This is a genomic window from Thalassoroseus sp., from assembly GCF_984380535.1.
The window spans coordinates 115,812-131,335 of the sequence record NZ_CFHRBF010000023.1; the positions used below are offsets into that span (position 1 = coordinate 115,812).

The window sequence follows — 15,524 nt, forward strand, 5'->3', positions numbered from 1 at the left end:
AAGCCGCTACGATTAGACGGTCGCCGATCAAGAGGTGATCTAGCGACCGTCTTCACGAATTCGCAGGGTGCGCTGTATCGCGGTTTGGCTGCGATTACAGAATCGCGGCTGCTTTGACGTCGATGCCTTTGAGCATCATCTTGAGTTCGTCCGGGTTCGGCGAAATCTCGAAGGCATCAGCCCGGCTAATAAATTCGCGGTCGATGAACGACTTCAAACTGTCGTTGAACTGCTGCATCCCTTCGTCTTTCCCGATGCGAATCGCCGCCGGCAGTTTTTCGTCGGATTCTTCACGCACGAGTTTACGGACCGTGGGGTTGAACTTCATGATTTCCACAATCGGCACCCGCGAGGGCACATCGACGATGGTTTTCAGCAATTTCTGACCGACGATGGCTTTCATGTTCATCGACATTGTCGCACGAATCGCTTTGTGCATCATTGGTGGGAACAAGTCGAGAATACGGGCGATCGTCCCTGGTGCGGAACTCGCGTGGATCGTTCCGAACACCAAGTGACCGGTTTCGGCGGCGTGAATCGCGGTTTCGAAGGTTTCTCGGTCCCGCATTTCCCCCACCAGCATGATGTCCGGGTCTTCCCGCACCGCGTGCTTCATTGCCACGTGGAAGTCGATCACATCTTGCCCGATTTCCCGCTGGTTGATCAGACACTTATCGGAGGTGTAAACAAATTCGATCGGGTCTTCGATCGTGAGAATGTGTTTGCGGTAGTTCTGGTTGATCCAGTCGAGCATCGAGGCGATCGTGGTCGATTTCCCGGAACCCGTCACCCCGGCAAGTAGCACCATCCCTTGGTCATACTTACACAGTTCTTCCATGACCGGCGGGAGAAAGAGTTTCTCGAAGGGCGGGATCGAGCGTTCGATTTTCCGGGCCACCATCCCGACTTTGCCAAGTTGGGTCATCAGGTTGATTCGGAACCGCCACGGTTCATCGTCGGAAATCATGGTCTTCGCAAAGTCCGCCCCGCCGTCGCGGTGGAAGATGTCCAGGTTTCGCTGGTCCATCATAGGAAAGCAAAGTTCGATCATCTTGTCGTTATCGATCGGGTCCATCTGCAATTCCCGCAGTGAACCTTTGATTCGGAATACCGGCGGGCGTCCAACCTGCAGGTGAATATCGGAGCAACCATGCTTGATCGCCAACCGGAAAATCTTGTCGATTTCGATTTCCTTGCCCTGCTCGAAAGTCGACTTTGTCCATTCCGATGCCAGAACCATATTACTATTCCTCAGAAACCCGTTTGGGAGAATTGTTCGTTACCATTAGACTACGCCGAATCGTGACGTTCATCCAGTAATTTCCGCAAGCGTTCCACCTCGGCTTCCGCTTTGGCCCGGGCTTGTGCTTCGGATTCCGCTCCGGTTAGCAATTCGTGACCGGTCAGCGAATCGAACAGCAGCAGCCGTTGCTCGACAAGTTCTAACTCAATCGCCAACTCCTGGCATTCCAACCGCCCGGCCGAATTGGTTTCGATCGGCTCGTATCCGCCGTCAATCAACCGATGCCCTTGAAACGCAGGCACGAGATAATCGGCTGTCGGATCGAACAGAAAATATTCACGCACGCCCATCTCGGCGTACTGCCGGAGTTTGAAGATGCTGTCTTGCCGACGCGTGGAGCGGGATGTGATCTCGAAAACCACGTTCGGCACACGATTTTCGACCCACGTCTGAAAAATTCGCCGTGGGCCGGGTGCACAATCTTTGACCACAAACACATCCGGCACCACGAAATTCCGTGGCACACCTTCTTCCGGGTAGATCAGCAAGTTGCTGCCGACGTAAACCTGTTGATCGCGATACCGGAACTTCAGCATATCTCGCAGGCGAATCATCCATTCGATGTGCAAGTCGGTTTCGCCCATCGGCTGCCCATCCGTTTCGGGATAATCGATGTCGGTGAGTGATTCCGCGGAACTCATGCTGGGCCTGTGGATGCGCTCAAGGAGTCAAAGTGGTTTCCAACCGCACGGGCACACCGGCGGCAGCGAGTTGACGCTTGGTTTCGTCGATCGTGTATTCACCATAGTGAAAGATACTAGCTGCCAGGGCAGCGCTGGCGTTGCCGGCGGTTAGAGCTTCCACCATGTGAGCCGGCGAACCGCAACCGCCACTGGCTACGACCGGAATCGTTACTGCATCGGAAACGGCCCGAGTGATTTCGATGTCGTAACCGTCTTTCGTGCCGTCGGCGTCCATGCTAGTCAGCACGATTTCTCCGGCCCCCAGGCGTTCGACTTCCTTCGCCCACGCGACCGCGTCCAAACCGGTCGGCAACCGGCCGCCGTTGATGTGCACATCCCAATACACTTCGGACTTGCCGTCGCGACCAGCCCGCGGACGAACCTGAAGATGTTCCGGCCATTGGGCCTTCATGTCCGCGGGTTCGTTCTCGATCGGCACCCGACGTGGATCGATATTCACCACGATGCACTGGCTGCCGAATCGCAAGGCGGCTTCGCGGATGAATTCGGGCGTTTTGACGGCGGCGGAGTTGATCGAAACTTTATCGCAACCGGCTTTGAGCAGCGTGCGAATGTCGTCCAATGTGCGAATCCCGCCCCCCACCGTCAGCGGCATGAAAATCACTTCACTCGTACGGCGAACCACATCAAGAATGATCTCGCGTTCCTCGTGGCTGGCGGTGATGTCCAGAAACACCAACTCATCGGCCCCTTCGGACTCATAACGGGCCGCCACTTCCACGGGATCGCCCGCGTCCCGCAAATTGACGAAGTTGATCCCCTTCACCACCCGACCGGCGTGAACATCGAGACAAGGAATAATCCGTTTGGCAAGCATAACGCCTTCACTGGTTGAGACAGGTTCAAAACCTCATTCTATCCGACCAAACGGCGTGGTCAACGAGCGATCAACCCATGAGTGGCAAACCGTTCATCAAGCCCAACCCCGCACAATATTGCACTTTCAAAACCCCAGGGGGATACTGAAGCGTGAAGTCGACAGATTTCCCCTCTGGACCGCCGATGCGAATTTCCTGCGTGAACTGCGTAGCGATATCGACCCATAAGAAGAAGGATCGCCGAGATCCGTTCCATTCTCTTGTTGCTGGAGAGCGACCGATGATAAGTGCTTTAGCTTGGATCGCCGGAATCAGTCTGTTTTTGAGCGGCTTCGTGACGCCAGGCATTGCCCAGGAGACAGCTGACATTGCGACGAGGAACGTCGTGGCCGCACCCCAGGCGGAAACTCAACTGGAGGTCTACACGCTGCAGTATCAGTCCGCACAAGAGGCAGCCAAACTGCTCAATCAGCTGATGGAACGGGACAAACATGCCACGATTGTGGCCGAACCCGTCTCAAATTCGCTCTTCGTTCGAGCGACCGCCGAATCACTCAAGCAAATTCGAGAGGTCATCGAACAACTTGACCAAACACCGGTGCAGTTTGATTTCGACGTCTACGTCTTGCAGAGGTCACCGGCCTTTGACAAAGTCGATTGGAAACTCTTCCAAGGCGAATCAGAGCAAGCAGTCGCACAAATTGAGCAAGCACGAAAGACGGGGAAAATCCGGATTCTCGACCAACTGCAACTGACCACGATCTCCAATCAGATGGGTCAGGTTGAATTCGGCCAACAGGGTTATCGAGCAACAAGCCGAGATCGCGCGATGACCGTCCGCGGCGGTGTGCCCCGCGAAATGCGTGCCACAGGTGTCATCCTTTCGGTCCAAGCCCAACTGAGCCGCGAGACGAATAAAGATATCGTCGCCTCGATCAATCTGCAGAAGTCTTGGACTCCTTCTTCGCCTAAAGACGTCAAAGACGAGCAGATGCCCGACGACATCGAAACGTTCTCAATGAAGTCCACGCTCCGCATCCCCCGAGGCGAAGCGGTGAAGCTCGGCGAACATCAATCGACGTCCACGACCGACACACAACACATCGTCGTCATTGTCATTGGCCAACAGAAAAACAACGGCCATTGAACGTTTGAAGACAGTCACAGTCCCCGAGAGACACCGTGGCATTCTGTTTAGACATGTCGCGGTGTTATTCTATAGTCGCTTAATTACGAGTTCGTTTTTGAGACCAAGGAATCATACGATCAAATAGTTTGCCATACTTTTGATAGTTGTTATAAGGCACGGCATGTGTTTTCCAGGCGTTGAGTTCAGCATCGTACTTCTGACGCATGGAATCTAGCATCGCTTTCGATCCGGAATCACCGGCTAAGTTCTTCATCTCCAAAGGATCGACAGCTAAGTGAAACAGTTCTTCGACTGGCTTCATTTTCTCATCACCGTACCACCAGTAAGTGTACTTCCAATCTTGAGTCAACACGCTCAGACTATGCACAGGGAGTTTGTCGAAGGTATTGATGAATGCGAGCTGTTCACGCACTTTGCGGGTCGGGTCTTGCAACAAGGGTAGTAAGCTTACGCCGTCCATATTTTTAGGAATCGGCAGACCGGCCAACTCGAGAATTGTCGGCGCAAAATCAATATTGCCTGTCAGTGAAGCACACCGCTGTTGCTTGCCGACTGATGCACTACGCGGGTCATAGATTATCAAAGGCACCCGCGACGATTCCTCCATCGGCAACACCTTGGATCCATAGCCATGCGCTCCACAGATATAACCGTTGTCGCTCGTGTAGAAGATTACTGTATTGTCGGCGATACCTTGGGCTTCCAACTCATCGCGAATCATGCCTAATGCCACATCAATCGCATAGACTTGCTGAAAGTACTTGGCCATTTCAGCATCGTAGTCTGTGTCGTATTTCCATTCTCGAAACCGAGGATACTGACGACCTTGCTTGCTCTGCTCTGAGAGATGCCTACCAGCTTCCCGACCAAAGTTTGCAGGCTTCGTGAACTGCATTCCTCGATAAACGTGATCGAATTTCGGATCGGGAGTTGCAGGTTTATGCGGAGCTTTAAAACTGATCGACAAACATAACGGCTTATCCTGTTTGACGGCTTCACGAATTGCATCTTGTCCAAACGCGCCATAAGAAAGTGTCGAGTGAGGAAACCGCTTGGCATACTTTGCCATCGATTTATTCTTGGCAGTGACATAGCTAGTCTGTCCAGGTCCGCCACCCCAAATATCAAAGTCGTCTTCGCATAGTCCATGCCCTTCGACCACGATGCCAAACTTCCCTGCAAAAGCCGTGAGATACCCCGCTTGCCGGAGAAGCACAGGATACGACTTCTGCCAAACTTCCGGCTTCATGTTTCCATGAGAAAAATTCGTGCCGGTTTTGTATTCGTACATTCCAGTCAATATATTCGCGCGACTCGCCATGCAAATTGCAGTGGTGTTATAGTGCCGATCAAAGACCACACCATCTTTCGCCAGACGATCCATCTGCGGCGTCTGAACTTCCGGGTTACCGTAGCATCCCATCGACAGTGTGTTTTGATCGTCTGCTAACAGAAAAATGATGTTTGGTTTGCTGTCTGCATATGCCGATCTCGTCGCACTCGTCAACAACAGCAATACAATAAGCCCAGGGATTGACTGAAGCAGTCTTCTTCGTTCTGGTCCGACCATTGTAGATTCCCTTGAGATGCCCGTTCGAAAGATCGACGATTACTACATATTCTCGACTACGTCGACAAGCACGTCTGCGAGTTTTGGTGATGTGATGACAATCATGCTATCTCACCTCGTACGACTGTGACAGCTTGTCCGCCAAGAATCATCCGATCACCAACCACACGCACACGTAATATGCCGCCGCGTGGCGAAGCTTGGAAGGCCGTCATCTCGGACTTTCCTAGCTGTCCACTCCAGTATGGTCCTAGGCAACAATGGGCCGAACCACACACGGGATCTTCATTGACACCAGCCGCTGGCGCAAAGAACCGAGAAACAAAATCGAACTGTGGGTCATCGGAACGACTACTAACAATCACTCCTCGCATGGGAATTTTTGCGAGACGGATGAAGTCCGGCTCTAACGAACGAACAATTGTCTCGGAATCGACGACCACCAACCAATCAAAGCAGGATTTCCCGACGAACACCGGTTGAACGCCGAGTGCTTCTAACAGTTCCGAGGGCGGTTCCAATGCCGTTGGTGGTGTGGCAGGAAAATCGAGTTCAATCCAATTGTCGGTTTGGCGACACGTCAAAATACCACTTCTCGTCTGAAACTGAAGTTGAGATTGATCGGTAATTCCTTCCGTCCACAACGCATGTGCCGTTGCCAAGGTGGCGTGTCCACACAGGTCGACCTCGATTGTCGGCGTAAACCAACGTAGTTCGAAACCTTCGTCAACTGCTCGAACGAAGGCGGTCTCCGAGAGATTCATTTCGGCGGCAACCGTCTGCATCCACTCCGAAGATTGTTCGTGTTCCACGAGACACACAGCGGCTGGATTGCCTGCAAACGGCCGATTGGTAAACGCATCGACGATGTAAAGTTTCATGCTATCCTCACAATCTAGGATCGACTGGCTCACTCTCTAAAGCAAGCACGCCGAAAGTGCATTCGTGGACTCGCCGGAGCGGTTCACGTCGAACGAACCGTTCCAACCCCTCGATGCCGAGGGCAAATTCACGCAGAGCCAACGACCGTTTGCGACCGAGGCTTCGGTTTCGCAATCGCGGCAGGTGTTCCGCAGAATCATAATCAGGACTGTAGATGATTCGCAGGTACTCCTTCCCCCGACATTTGACGGCCGGTTGAACGAGACCTTTCTTCCCTCGCACGATCCAGTCCAACGGCTTGACGACCATACCCTCGCCACCGTTTCCGGTGAGGTTTGCCCACCAGTCGATCCCAGCGGCGATACTATTAAGATCGGCAAGATCGATCATCTTGAAGTCGGTCGCCAGCAGGATATCGGTATCTGCTTGGCAGATTTTTGCCAGCGTTCTCATGTGCCAAGTATGGTTCTGATCCGTGTGAACTTTGCCTTCAGTTGCGAGGAGATGAAAGGGGGCCAGCTTCAGATCGGTAAGCGATTCCACATGCCAGCAGTACTGGCGATAGGCATCTACGAATCGTTCGACACTCCGTTGCCGACCACTGTATCTTTTCAGAACGCTCATCGTCTTGTCTCGGCTTACGCTTTCCATTCGAACCGCCGTTTGTTCGAGCGCCTCAATCGCTGGCGGGAGAGATGCCCGTCCTGCAGCACCGACAGCGGCATACTGCGAACGAAGCAACTCTTGAGCCTTCGCTGACCATGGCATCAGTTCGCAATCCAGACACGCCCAGGAAGTCTGGAACTCGTCCCAGAACCCAGACGAAGCCATCGCAGCCCGGATTCGCTTGAGAAATTGAGTCTCCAACTCCGTGTCATTGAAGAACCGTCGACCGGTCCGCGTATAGACGATGCCGGTTTCACCATCGGTCACTCCGAATCGCTCCCGAGCTGTATCGTCATCTCGGCAAACCACGACGACCGCCCGTGATCCCATGTGCTTCTCTTCGCAAACCACTTGGGAAACACCTTGGCTGCGGAAATAAGAGAACGCCTCCGCGGGATGCTCCAAAAGTCCGGGTTCGTTTGACGTTTCGCACGGCGACATCGTTGGCGGCAGATAAATGAGCCACTTCGGATTGGCAGCGAAACGACTCATCACTTCCAACGCTGCCGTTGCATTCTCCTCCCGAACTGTGATGTTCCGCCCAAGCCGTGTGGATATAATCCGTTTGCCTTGCACGTCCTCGATATCAAGGATGTCATCATGACTATGCTGAGCCGAAAGCCCGTTATCGTAAAGGAACGGACGAGCAGGTTCGCAATAGGTTTGCTTTGCCGGAACCGAGACGAACTCGTTCTCAGGATACCGCAACGCTGTCAGTTTGCCGCCGAAAACGCAGCCGGTATCAACATTGACTGTGCGATTGAGCCACTCAGGTTCGGGGACCGGCGTGTGACCATAAACCACCATCGCCGATCCGCGATACTCTGCCGCCCAATTCGCCCGCACCGGCAACCCGAATTCGTCGGTCTCGCCGGTCGTTTCGCCGTACAATGCGAACTCCCGAACTTTACCCGATCCCCGTCCCTGAAATTCCTCCTTCATCCCTGCATGAGCGACCACCAACTTACCGTCGTCGACCACGTAGTGACTGACGAGGCCGTCAAGAAAACTCGCCAACTCCTTGCAGAATGCTTGCCGAACGTCGTCGGGCAACGCTTCGATCTCGGCCATCGTTTCCGCCAAGCCATGCGTAAGTTTCGGGTTCTTGCCCCGCAACTTGCGTAAAAGTTTCACATCATGGTTCCCAGGAACACACAACGCATCTCCGTTCTCGACCATGTTGCGTGCAATCCGCAGCACATCCAACACTCGCGGCCCACGATCCACAAGATCACCCACGAAGAACGCTTTTCGCCCTTCGGGGTGACGGTACGAAACCTCTCCCCAAACCGAGTTTTCTTGTACGGCCTGACGTTTATAACCCATCGTTTCGAGCAACTGCTCCAACTCGTCGCAGCACCCGTGCACATCACCGATGATGTCGAACGGGCCATGCTCGCTCCGCTTGTCGTTCCAAAGCGGAACTCGTTCGACGCTTGCAGACTCAATGGCTTCAACCGAATCCATAACAAAGATGTGTCGAAACCCCTCGCGTTTGAGAGCTTTCAACGAACGCTTGAGCTGCGAACGCTGTTGTCGAACGACATGCGACCCGAAAGAACGATCACCTCGGTCCCGATTGCGGTCGTGACAAACTCGCTCGGGAGGATTCAAAACGATCGCCACCGGCAAACAGTGATACGTTTTCGCTAACTGCACTAACGGCTTGCGAGATTCTGGCTGAACGTTAGTCGCATCGATAACCGTCAACCGTCCACGAGCTAACCGCTTAGCCGCCACAAAGTGCAAAACTTCGAAAGCATCCTTCGTTGCCGCCTGACTGTTCTCATCATCACTGACCAACCCGCGAAAATAGTCAGACGATAATACCTCACTTGGCAAAAAGTGTTGACGCGCAAACGTACTCTTCCCCGCCCCAGACGGACCGACCAGAACAACGAATGAGAGTTGAGGAATCTTGATATTCATTCTAGCAACAATTCAACCGAACTAACGCAGCAAAAACCTAAGTAACAATCACAAGTCATGGGACTTCAACCGACCCTGCAATTGATGATTAACATTCATGGCAATCCTTCCGCGACCGCAAGCCTCCGAGCTTTGAGCAGAAAGGCATTTGCTTTCTCGTAGTCAGGACGTTCCGGCAATTTGGTTTGCTCCAAAGCCTTGTCAAACTCGACATGCAACGAGAGTCGCCACTTCTCAGTCTCTTCCCAAAGCATCTCACCACGTTTGATGGCTAATAGTTGGTCCCGATGACTACCGACATCCACTGGCACAAATCCGTCTCGTAGCACTTGAATTCCTGAAATCAGCAATCGAATCAGGTGCATGACGTGCTTCCATTTGACCTGTCCTTGATTGCGAATGTCAGCTTGCATTTTCTTGAATTGCGACATGACATACCCATTGTATGTTTGATAGACCAGCCGCGACAAAAACATATTTCGATTTGCTAGCAACTCATCAGCCAACAGCGTTGATTTCTCAACCAACGGCGAGTAAAGACATTCGAGCACATTCGGGTTCGCCTTCAGTGCCAAGACGAGAAACTTTTGAATCTCCCAGTATGCCTCCTGTGTAGACTCGCATTCGATTTGTTCCGGCACTCCGTAAAGTGACCAATGCAATTCAGCCGGTGGTAGAAAAATACCACGTCGATCAATATCCGAATCTTCGTCCGCCAAACCATAGGCCTGTGATCCAATGATGCACTGAAGAATGACCCATTCATAGAGTTCACTCTGAATGACAGTCGCATCATGATTCCCAATATCACCTTCTTTGAACTTCGCTAACGATGTCACTTCACTAGGCTTCAATGCTTCCTCGAAACCGTCAGGAAACCGAATGCGATACGAGTGTTCGAGATCGATCGGCGCCGCAATAACGAGACCGACTGAACCGCGGGGATGTAGTGTCCGACCGTTCTGACTTTTGATGTCCTTCAACGACACAACTCGGGTGCCTACCGAAAAGATCAAACTTGGATGATGATGCACGCGTTTAGTCACGTTCGAAGACTCCCATTTGCGTCGGTGCCCCCACGCTCTCGTCGAGTGGACCGACCGGATAGAATCGGACTCGATAGTTGGTTTTTTCAGCGATTCGAGTTGCCCAATCTTGAAACTCTTCGCGGCTCCATTCAAAACGGTGATCGGAATGCCTGAGTTTTCCTGCGGGTAATGACTCCCACATGACGTTGTATTCTCGATTCGGCGTTGTGAGCACAATCGTTTTCGGCCGAGCAAATTCGAACAAGACGCGTTCGAAAGCAGACAATCGCGGTGGATCCAGGTGCTCGACGACTTCAACAACGGCGGCGGCTTCAAACCCTTCAAGCCGTTTGTCACGGTAAATCAACGAACTATGGATCAACTTCAAACGCTCGGCTTGCTGATCCGGGAGTCGATCTAGCTTCAATCGCTTTTGAGCGATCTCAAGGGCACGAATTGAGACGTCCATACCAACGATCTGCTCGAACTGTCGATCTTGAATCAACTCACGCAGCAACTTTCCTTCCCCACAGCCCAGATCCAAGACTGTACGAGCACCGCTCTCACGGAGTGCCGTCATTACGGCGTTCAGACGCTGAGCATTTAATGAAACGTTTGAATCTAAAGTGCTATCATTCGAGTCGAGTTCCGCAATCTCGTCGTCTTGCAGTTCACCGCCTTCATCCTTGAGCCGCTCGAGCGCAGCGTGATAAAGACTAGCACGGTACTTAAGGTATCGCCGCGTTATCTGATCTTTCTGCGGATGCGTAGCTAACCAACCACCACCTTTGGCTAGCAACTTATTGAGTTCGTCCTCACCGACAAAATAGTGCTTCTCGTTATCGAACACAGGCACAAGAACATAGAGATGTGTCAACAGTTCAGCAAGCGTTTTCACACCGCTGATGGTAACAGAGTAATACGGACTTTCTCCCCATTCAGGAAAACGCTCATCAAGAGAATGCCGCATAGTTTGCACAGTGTATCCGAGCGGTTCAAAAACTCGGTCCACAAAATCTTCGCCGCTACGTACAGGCAAGACTTCAAGTCGGGCGAATAGTGGAATTGGCGTTGTGACAAGTTCCGGACGGTCTTTGCAACGGCCACCCATCGCTGTCCCAAACACCTGTGATATTGCGACACTCAGAAATGAAGACGCCACGAACGGACGGTCGTTCACATAGTGACCGGGCAGGAAACCTCCGGTATTGTCTCGGCGCTTTCCACGCGCTAAGCCAACTGGATCGACATCGAGCAACAAGCAAACTGTGCAACGATGATTCGCTGCTTCGGGATAGAACACATGAGCTTTCCCAAAGCTTAAATCAAAACTTTGAAAGCGACTTGGATGCTTATGCAGCAGAAAACCAAGATCAGTTGCGGGCTTGTGGTCTGTGGAGATTGTCAGGAGCATTGATACTGTTTAACAGTTGGAGAACCCATTTGTCGATCGCGATCGCTTCTAAACGTTGATCACTAGGCTATCATAACCTTGATAAAAAGACTGTACTCTTCCTTCATCGGTGACTCACGGTCTTCGCGAATCCGGCGGTGACGAGTCGTGACGTACCCTGCCGTTGCTGGATTGACGGATCAAAAGGTCCATTGAATCGTCGATCTCGGCAAGAAAAAAAGTACCGAAGTGCCCACCAAGAATGACACCAAGCGAACTCTATAACCGAGATTCAATTCGTACTAAGTCCGCCGTCGACAATGAAGATGGAACCTGTGATCCACTTAGCTTCCGAAGTTGCTAAATGCACGGCGAGATGAGCCACGTCACTTGGTTCTCCCAAGCGTCCTAAAGCGAATGATTGTTGGACGAACTGATCGTACGTTGCTTTTCGTTCTGCCGAGAAGTTGGCAATCATTTCCTGAGTGAGAGGTGTCTCCACGGTGCCCGGAGCGATGGCATTGACGCGGATACCCTGTGGACCAAGCTCGAGAGCCAACGCCTTCGTGAGCGAGTTCAAACCACCTTTGGTCATCGCGTAGACGGACGCCGGCCGACCGGGAATCAAGCGGTGGGCTGAGGTCGAAGTGATGTTGATGACGTTGCCCTGAGCTTCCTTCAACAACGGCAAAAGTTGCTGAGTCAGCCAGTAGGGCGTCAATAAGTTGAGTTGCACTTGAGCGTGCATCTCCTCAGCACTGACATCGGCAAACTCCGTGAACCGAGCCATCCCGGCATTGTTCACTAAGACATCCAACCGATCCCAGGTCCGGGCGATCTCCTCAGCAACCTGGTTTACGGTCGTCGGATCCGTCAAGTCGGCAGCGGTCAGGTTCACGTTAACGCCCTGAGCCTTCAATGTTTCCGCCGCAGCCGCCAACTTCTCTTCGTTGCGGGCAATCAGCCAGAGATCGGCCCCCTCAGCGGCAAAGGCCGAGGCAATCGCGAATCCAATACCATCGCTCCCGCCAGTAACAACAGCCTTGAGCTTGTCCAGTCGACCTCGCATACAAATCCAATTCTGACAAAGGGTGTCACTGAGTACATCAACTCCCGTCAAGACCGGACACAACTCCTCTGAAACGGTTCGCCGGCAACCAAACTTTCAGCTTCGATGACAACCAATAAAGCATTTTGTTGATATCCACCGACCATACCCGCCCGCAACGCCAATGCAATCCCGTTACCAAACCAGCCACCCATAAAGATCTTGGTCTCCAATAAGACGATCTCCAGTCTGACGAGTTCTGGCAGCCGCTCAACGCTCAGTCATCATCCTTCTGCTTGAATAACTTCCGGTGCTGCTCCATTTGGTCTTCCAAGTCTTTGAGGATCGTCTCGCACACGAGATGACAAATCTTCTCGACCACAGGGTCATCTAAACGATAGAGGACATGCGGACCGTCCTTACGTCGAGAAACTAATCCGGCGTCGGCAAGTTGCTTCAAATGCTTAGAAACGTTCGCTTGCGTGCTATCGGTATGCTCGACGATTCGTGAGACATTCAATTCCCCGTCAGTCATCAATGTACGCAGGATGATAAGGCGGGTCGGATCGGAGAGCATCCGAAACTTCTCCGCCATCAGCAGCAGGATTTCATCCGGTATCTTCTCTGGCATCGTTTCAGGTCGCTTCTCGCAGTCGGTGACGTTCTTGAGCGAAGCATTTGATTGAGCGAAGCACTTGATTGGTCAGGTTGATTTTGAAGAGGGCAAGTTGGTCAAGAACCGACCATCCTCTACGGCGACTTTTCGGATTTCTGACCCAGAGTCGGTCGGTACATGATTTGCACGTATGGTTATATGGTTGAGCAAGTGTGGGACAACTGATGCAAATTACAGTTCGTCCCGGAATCTTGAATCTTGACCAACCAAGTCACTGGTCGAGCTCGGAAAACGGCACACGGCCCATCTTATGCGAAGGAGGACGCTCATGGCAGACAAGATGAAAATCAATGACGAAGTGACGGTGGGACCGCAGCCATCTGAAGAGGTGATCAATCAACTCAATCAGCAGGGCTTCAAAACCGTCGTGAACTTCCGCACGGACGGTGAGGATGAGCAACCGCTTTCGCCCGATGCCGAGGGAAAGACAGTCACGGCGGCAGGTATGGAGTATATGCACATCCCTGTGTCTATGAAGTCGATGGGGCCGGAATTGGTCGATCAGTTCCGAGCGAAATATCCCGACCTCCCCAAGCCCGTGTTCGCCCATTGCAAAAGCGGAAAGCGGGCGGGGGCGATGGTCATGATGCATATGGCCGTCGAACAAGGCATGAGTGGCGAACAGACCCTTCAGAAGGCGGAAGAGATGGGCTTCGAGTGCGAACAGGAGGAACTGCGAGAGTTCGTCAAAAGCTATGTGGACAACCACGCCAAGTAACCTTTCGCCAAAGGTGTCCTCATGACGGTCGGCATGATTGTCTCGTTGGCATTAGCTCTTGTCATCGGGTTGACGCTCGGTGCTCTTGGTGGAGGAGGATCAATCCTCACTCTGCCGGTTTTCGTCTTCGTGGCCGGCATTCCGGCTCAAGAGGCGGTGGCGATGTCGATGGTGGTAGTCGGCGGCACGAGTTTACTCGGTGCGGGTCTTCACTGGCGAAACGGGAACTTCCACATCAAAGCCGCATTGCTATTTGCAGCGACGGGGGTTATCGGAGCTTATGCGGGATCGTTCTTGACACATATGGTTTCGCAACGGGTGTTGCTAGGCATTTTTGCCGTCCTGATGCTCGTCACCGGCATCGCCATGATTCGCAAACGCCCTGAAAAGAAGCACCAGCAACAGTGTCGGTTCTGGCCCTGTCTTTTGATCGGTGCCGCTGTCGGTGTACTGACCGGATTCTTGGGGGTCGGTGGCGGATTTCTGATTGTTCCTGCCTTAGTGTTATTTGCCGGAGTCGAGACGAAAGCCGCTGTCGGATCGTCGTTGGCGATCATCGCTTTGAATGCGGTCGGTGGATTGGGTGGGCAATTACAGCAAGTCTCACTGGACTGGCAACTTGCATCAATGTTCCTTGGATTGGCGATGATCGGAATGTTTGGCGGATTGTTCGTCGCCAAAAAGGTGCCGAGCGAGTCGCTGTCCAAAGCCTTCGGATGGTTCGTTGTGGTTTTGTCACTGGTCATCGGCGGCTTGGCAGCGGCGGGAGTTCAAACCACGGCCCTCAACTGACAGGAGAAAATCATGCTGTTTCATCGACGCTTACCGGGCTTCGATTGCCTCCTCATTTCTTCAGCGAGAAGGCTTTGATGATGTCCCCAACGCAATCGGCGGGATGTCGGCCTGGAAGACAGCAAACTTAATGACAGTCTGACGACACCAAGAGATATCGTCTAACTCTTGCAGTTCTGAAATGCGAAAAACGACCTCTATGGATTCAATCTGAAGATCGAGAAACCTGTCACAAGAAACGCAACTCGAAATGAGGAGAATCACTATGAAATCAGTCATCGCTTTCACCCTCGCGACGCTCTTCACGACGACAGCCTTTGCTGATCCTACAGGCGACCCTCATTATAAGCACCCGGTCATCAAGAACCACGGCGGGATCGTCGTGCTGCCGGACGTCGCCCACCAACCCAAAAAGAACTCGAAGGTAATTCTTGACATCACGTCAGACGACAAGTCGGGGAGTGTTATCAAGGGCTTTGACCGGGCAGCGTTGATCCTCAACCAATACACCGCAGCCGGAGCCGGGATGGACAAGGGATTCAAGATGGCGATTATTCTGCACGGCCCCGCCACGAAAGCTGCTTTGTCCCACGAGGGCTATGCCAAACACACCAACTCTTATCTGACCGACAAAGGAAAGACAAAGAATCCCAACTTGGAATTGATGGCCAAACTTAAGGAAGCGGGTGTCGAGATTTTTGTCTGTGGTCAAGCTCTTGCTCACCACGGCTTTGCTACAAGTGAAGTTGCTCCCGAAGTCAAAGTGGCTGTCTCAGCGGCGACGGTCAATATCAATCTGCAGATGGATGGCTATGCCTATATCCCGTTTAAGTAATCGGCTTTGAGT

The 15,524-nt window shown here is 52.6% G+C and carries 14 protein-coding genes; 4 read left to right on the forward strand and 10 right to left on the reverse strand.

Features of this window, described 5'->3' with window-relative positions:
* Positions 1-94 precede the first annotated feature (94 nt).
* Genes AC5DDB_RS26715 through hisF form a run of 3 tightly spaced genes read right to left on the reverse strand, consistent with a single transcriptional unit; the run spans position 95 to position 2,824 of the window.
* Entirely contained in the window at positions 95-1,240 is a 1,146-nt protein-coding gene (locus tag AC5DDB_RS26715) for a type IV pilus twitching motility protein PilT (RefSeq protein WP_491742823.1), read from the reverse strand.
* Positions 1,241-1,290: 50 nt separating this feature from the next.
* Entirely contained in the window at positions 1,291-1,944 is a 654-nt protein-coding gene (locus tag AC5DDB_RS26720; protein WP_491742824.1) for a Uma2 family endonuclease, read from the reverse strand.
* Positions 1,945-1,963: 19 nt separating this feature from the next.
* Positions 1,964-2,824: an imidazole glycerol phosphate synthase subunit HisF gene (gene hisF, locus AC5DDB_RS26725; protein WP_491742825.1), complete on the reverse strand. Its 861-nt coding sequence runs from the start codon at positions 2,822-2,824 to the stop codon at positions 1,964-1,966.
* A gap of 281 nt (positions 2,825-3,105) precedes the next feature.
* Here hisF and AC5DDB_RS26730 point away from each other — a divergent pair, with 281 nt between their 5' ends.
* The gene (locus AC5DDB_RS26730; protein WP_491742826.1) at positions 3,106-3,972 is read left to right on the forward strand and encodes a secretin N-terminal domain-containing protein; all 867 of its coding nucleotides are present in this window, start codon (positions 3,106-3,108) and stop codon (positions 3,970-3,972) included.
* A gap of 79 nt (positions 3,973-4,051) precedes the next feature.
* On the opposite strand, the gene AC5DDB_RS26735 is transcribed toward AC5DDB_RS26730, so the two are convergent.
* The 7 genes from AC5DDB_RS26735 to AC5DDB_RS26765 form a co-directional block, all read right to left on the reverse strand.
* Positions 4,052-5,545 carry a sulfatase family protein gene (locus AC5DDB_RS26735; protein WP_491742827.1) on the reverse strand — a complete coding sequence of 498 codons (1,494 nt, stop codon included), beginning with the start codon at positions 5,543-5,545 and terminating at the stop codon, positions 4,052-4,054.
* Positions 5,546-5,646: 101 nt separating this feature from the next.
* The gene (locus tag AC5DDB_RS26740; RefSeq protein ID WP_491742828.1) at positions 5,647-6,426 is read right to left on the reverse strand and encodes a PhzF family phenazine biosynthesis protein; all 780 of its coding nucleotides are present in this window, start codon (positions 6,424-6,426) and stop codon (positions 5,647-5,649) included.
* A gap of 7 nt (positions 6,427-6,433) precedes the next feature.
* Complete coding sequence (locus AC5DDB_RS26745) at positions 6,434-9,022, reverse strand: polynucleotide kinase-phosphatase (protein ID WP_491742829.1); 2,589 nt, start codon at positions 9,020-9,022, stop codon at positions 6,434-6,436.
* Positions 9,023-9,117: 95 nt separating this feature from the next.
* Positions 9,118-10,068, reverse strand: coding sequence for a nucleotidyltransferase domain-containing protein (locus AC5DDB_RS26750; protein WP_491742830.1), 951 nt, complete (start codon positions 10,066-10,068; stop codon positions 9,118-9,120).
* The gene (locus tag AC5DDB_RS26755; RefSeq protein WP_491742831.1) at positions 10,061-11,464 is read right to left on the reverse strand and encodes a 3' terminal RNA ribose 2'-O-methyltransferase Hen1; all 1,404 of its coding nucleotides are present in this window, start codon (positions 11,462-11,464) and stop codon (positions 10,061-10,063) included. Before AC5DDB_RS26755 ends, AC5DDB_RS26750 begins: the two co-directional genes overlap by 8 nt.
* A gap of 271 nt (positions 11,465-11,735) precedes the next feature.
* Complete coding sequence (locus AC5DDB_RS26760; protein WP_491742832.1) at positions 11,736-12,512, reverse strand: SDR family NAD(P)-dependent oxidoreductase; 777 nt, start codon at positions 12,510-12,512, stop codon at positions 11,736-11,738.
* A gap of 256 nt (positions 12,513-12,768) precedes the next feature.
* Positions 12,769-13,122, reverse strand: coding sequence for an ArsR/SmtB family transcription factor (locus AC5DDB_RS26765; protein WP_491742833.1), 354 nt, complete (start codon positions 13,120-13,122; stop codon positions 12,769-12,771).
* A 313-nt stretch (positions 13,123-13,435) separates the two neighbouring features.
* On the opposite strand from AC5DDB_RS26765, the gene AC5DDB_RS26770 reads away from it, so the two are divergent.
* The 3 genes from AC5DDB_RS26770 (at position 13,436) to AC5DDB_RS26780 (ending at position 15,512) form a co-directional block, all read left to right on the forward strand.
* On the forward strand, positions 13,436-13,885 hold the full coding sequence (locus tag AC5DDB_RS26770; protein WP_491742834.1) for a protein tyrosine phosphatase family protein: 450 nt from the start codon (positions 13,436-13,438) through the stop codon (positions 13,883-13,885).
* Positions 13,886-13,906: 21 nt separating this feature from the next.
* Positions 13,907-14,677, forward strand: coding sequence for a sulfite exporter TauE/SafE family protein (locus AC5DDB_RS26775; protein WP_491742835.1), 771 nt, complete (start codon positions 13,907-13,909; stop codon positions 14,675-14,677).
* A 265-nt stretch (positions 14,678-14,942) separates the two neighbouring features.
* Positions 14,943-15,512 (forward strand): DsrE family protein, encoded by a 570-nt coding sequence (locus tag AC5DDB_RS26780; RefSeq protein WP_491742836.1) that lies wholly within the window; start codon positions 14,943-14,945, stop codon positions 15,510-15,512.
* Positions 15,513-15,524 lie beyond the last annotated feature (12 nt).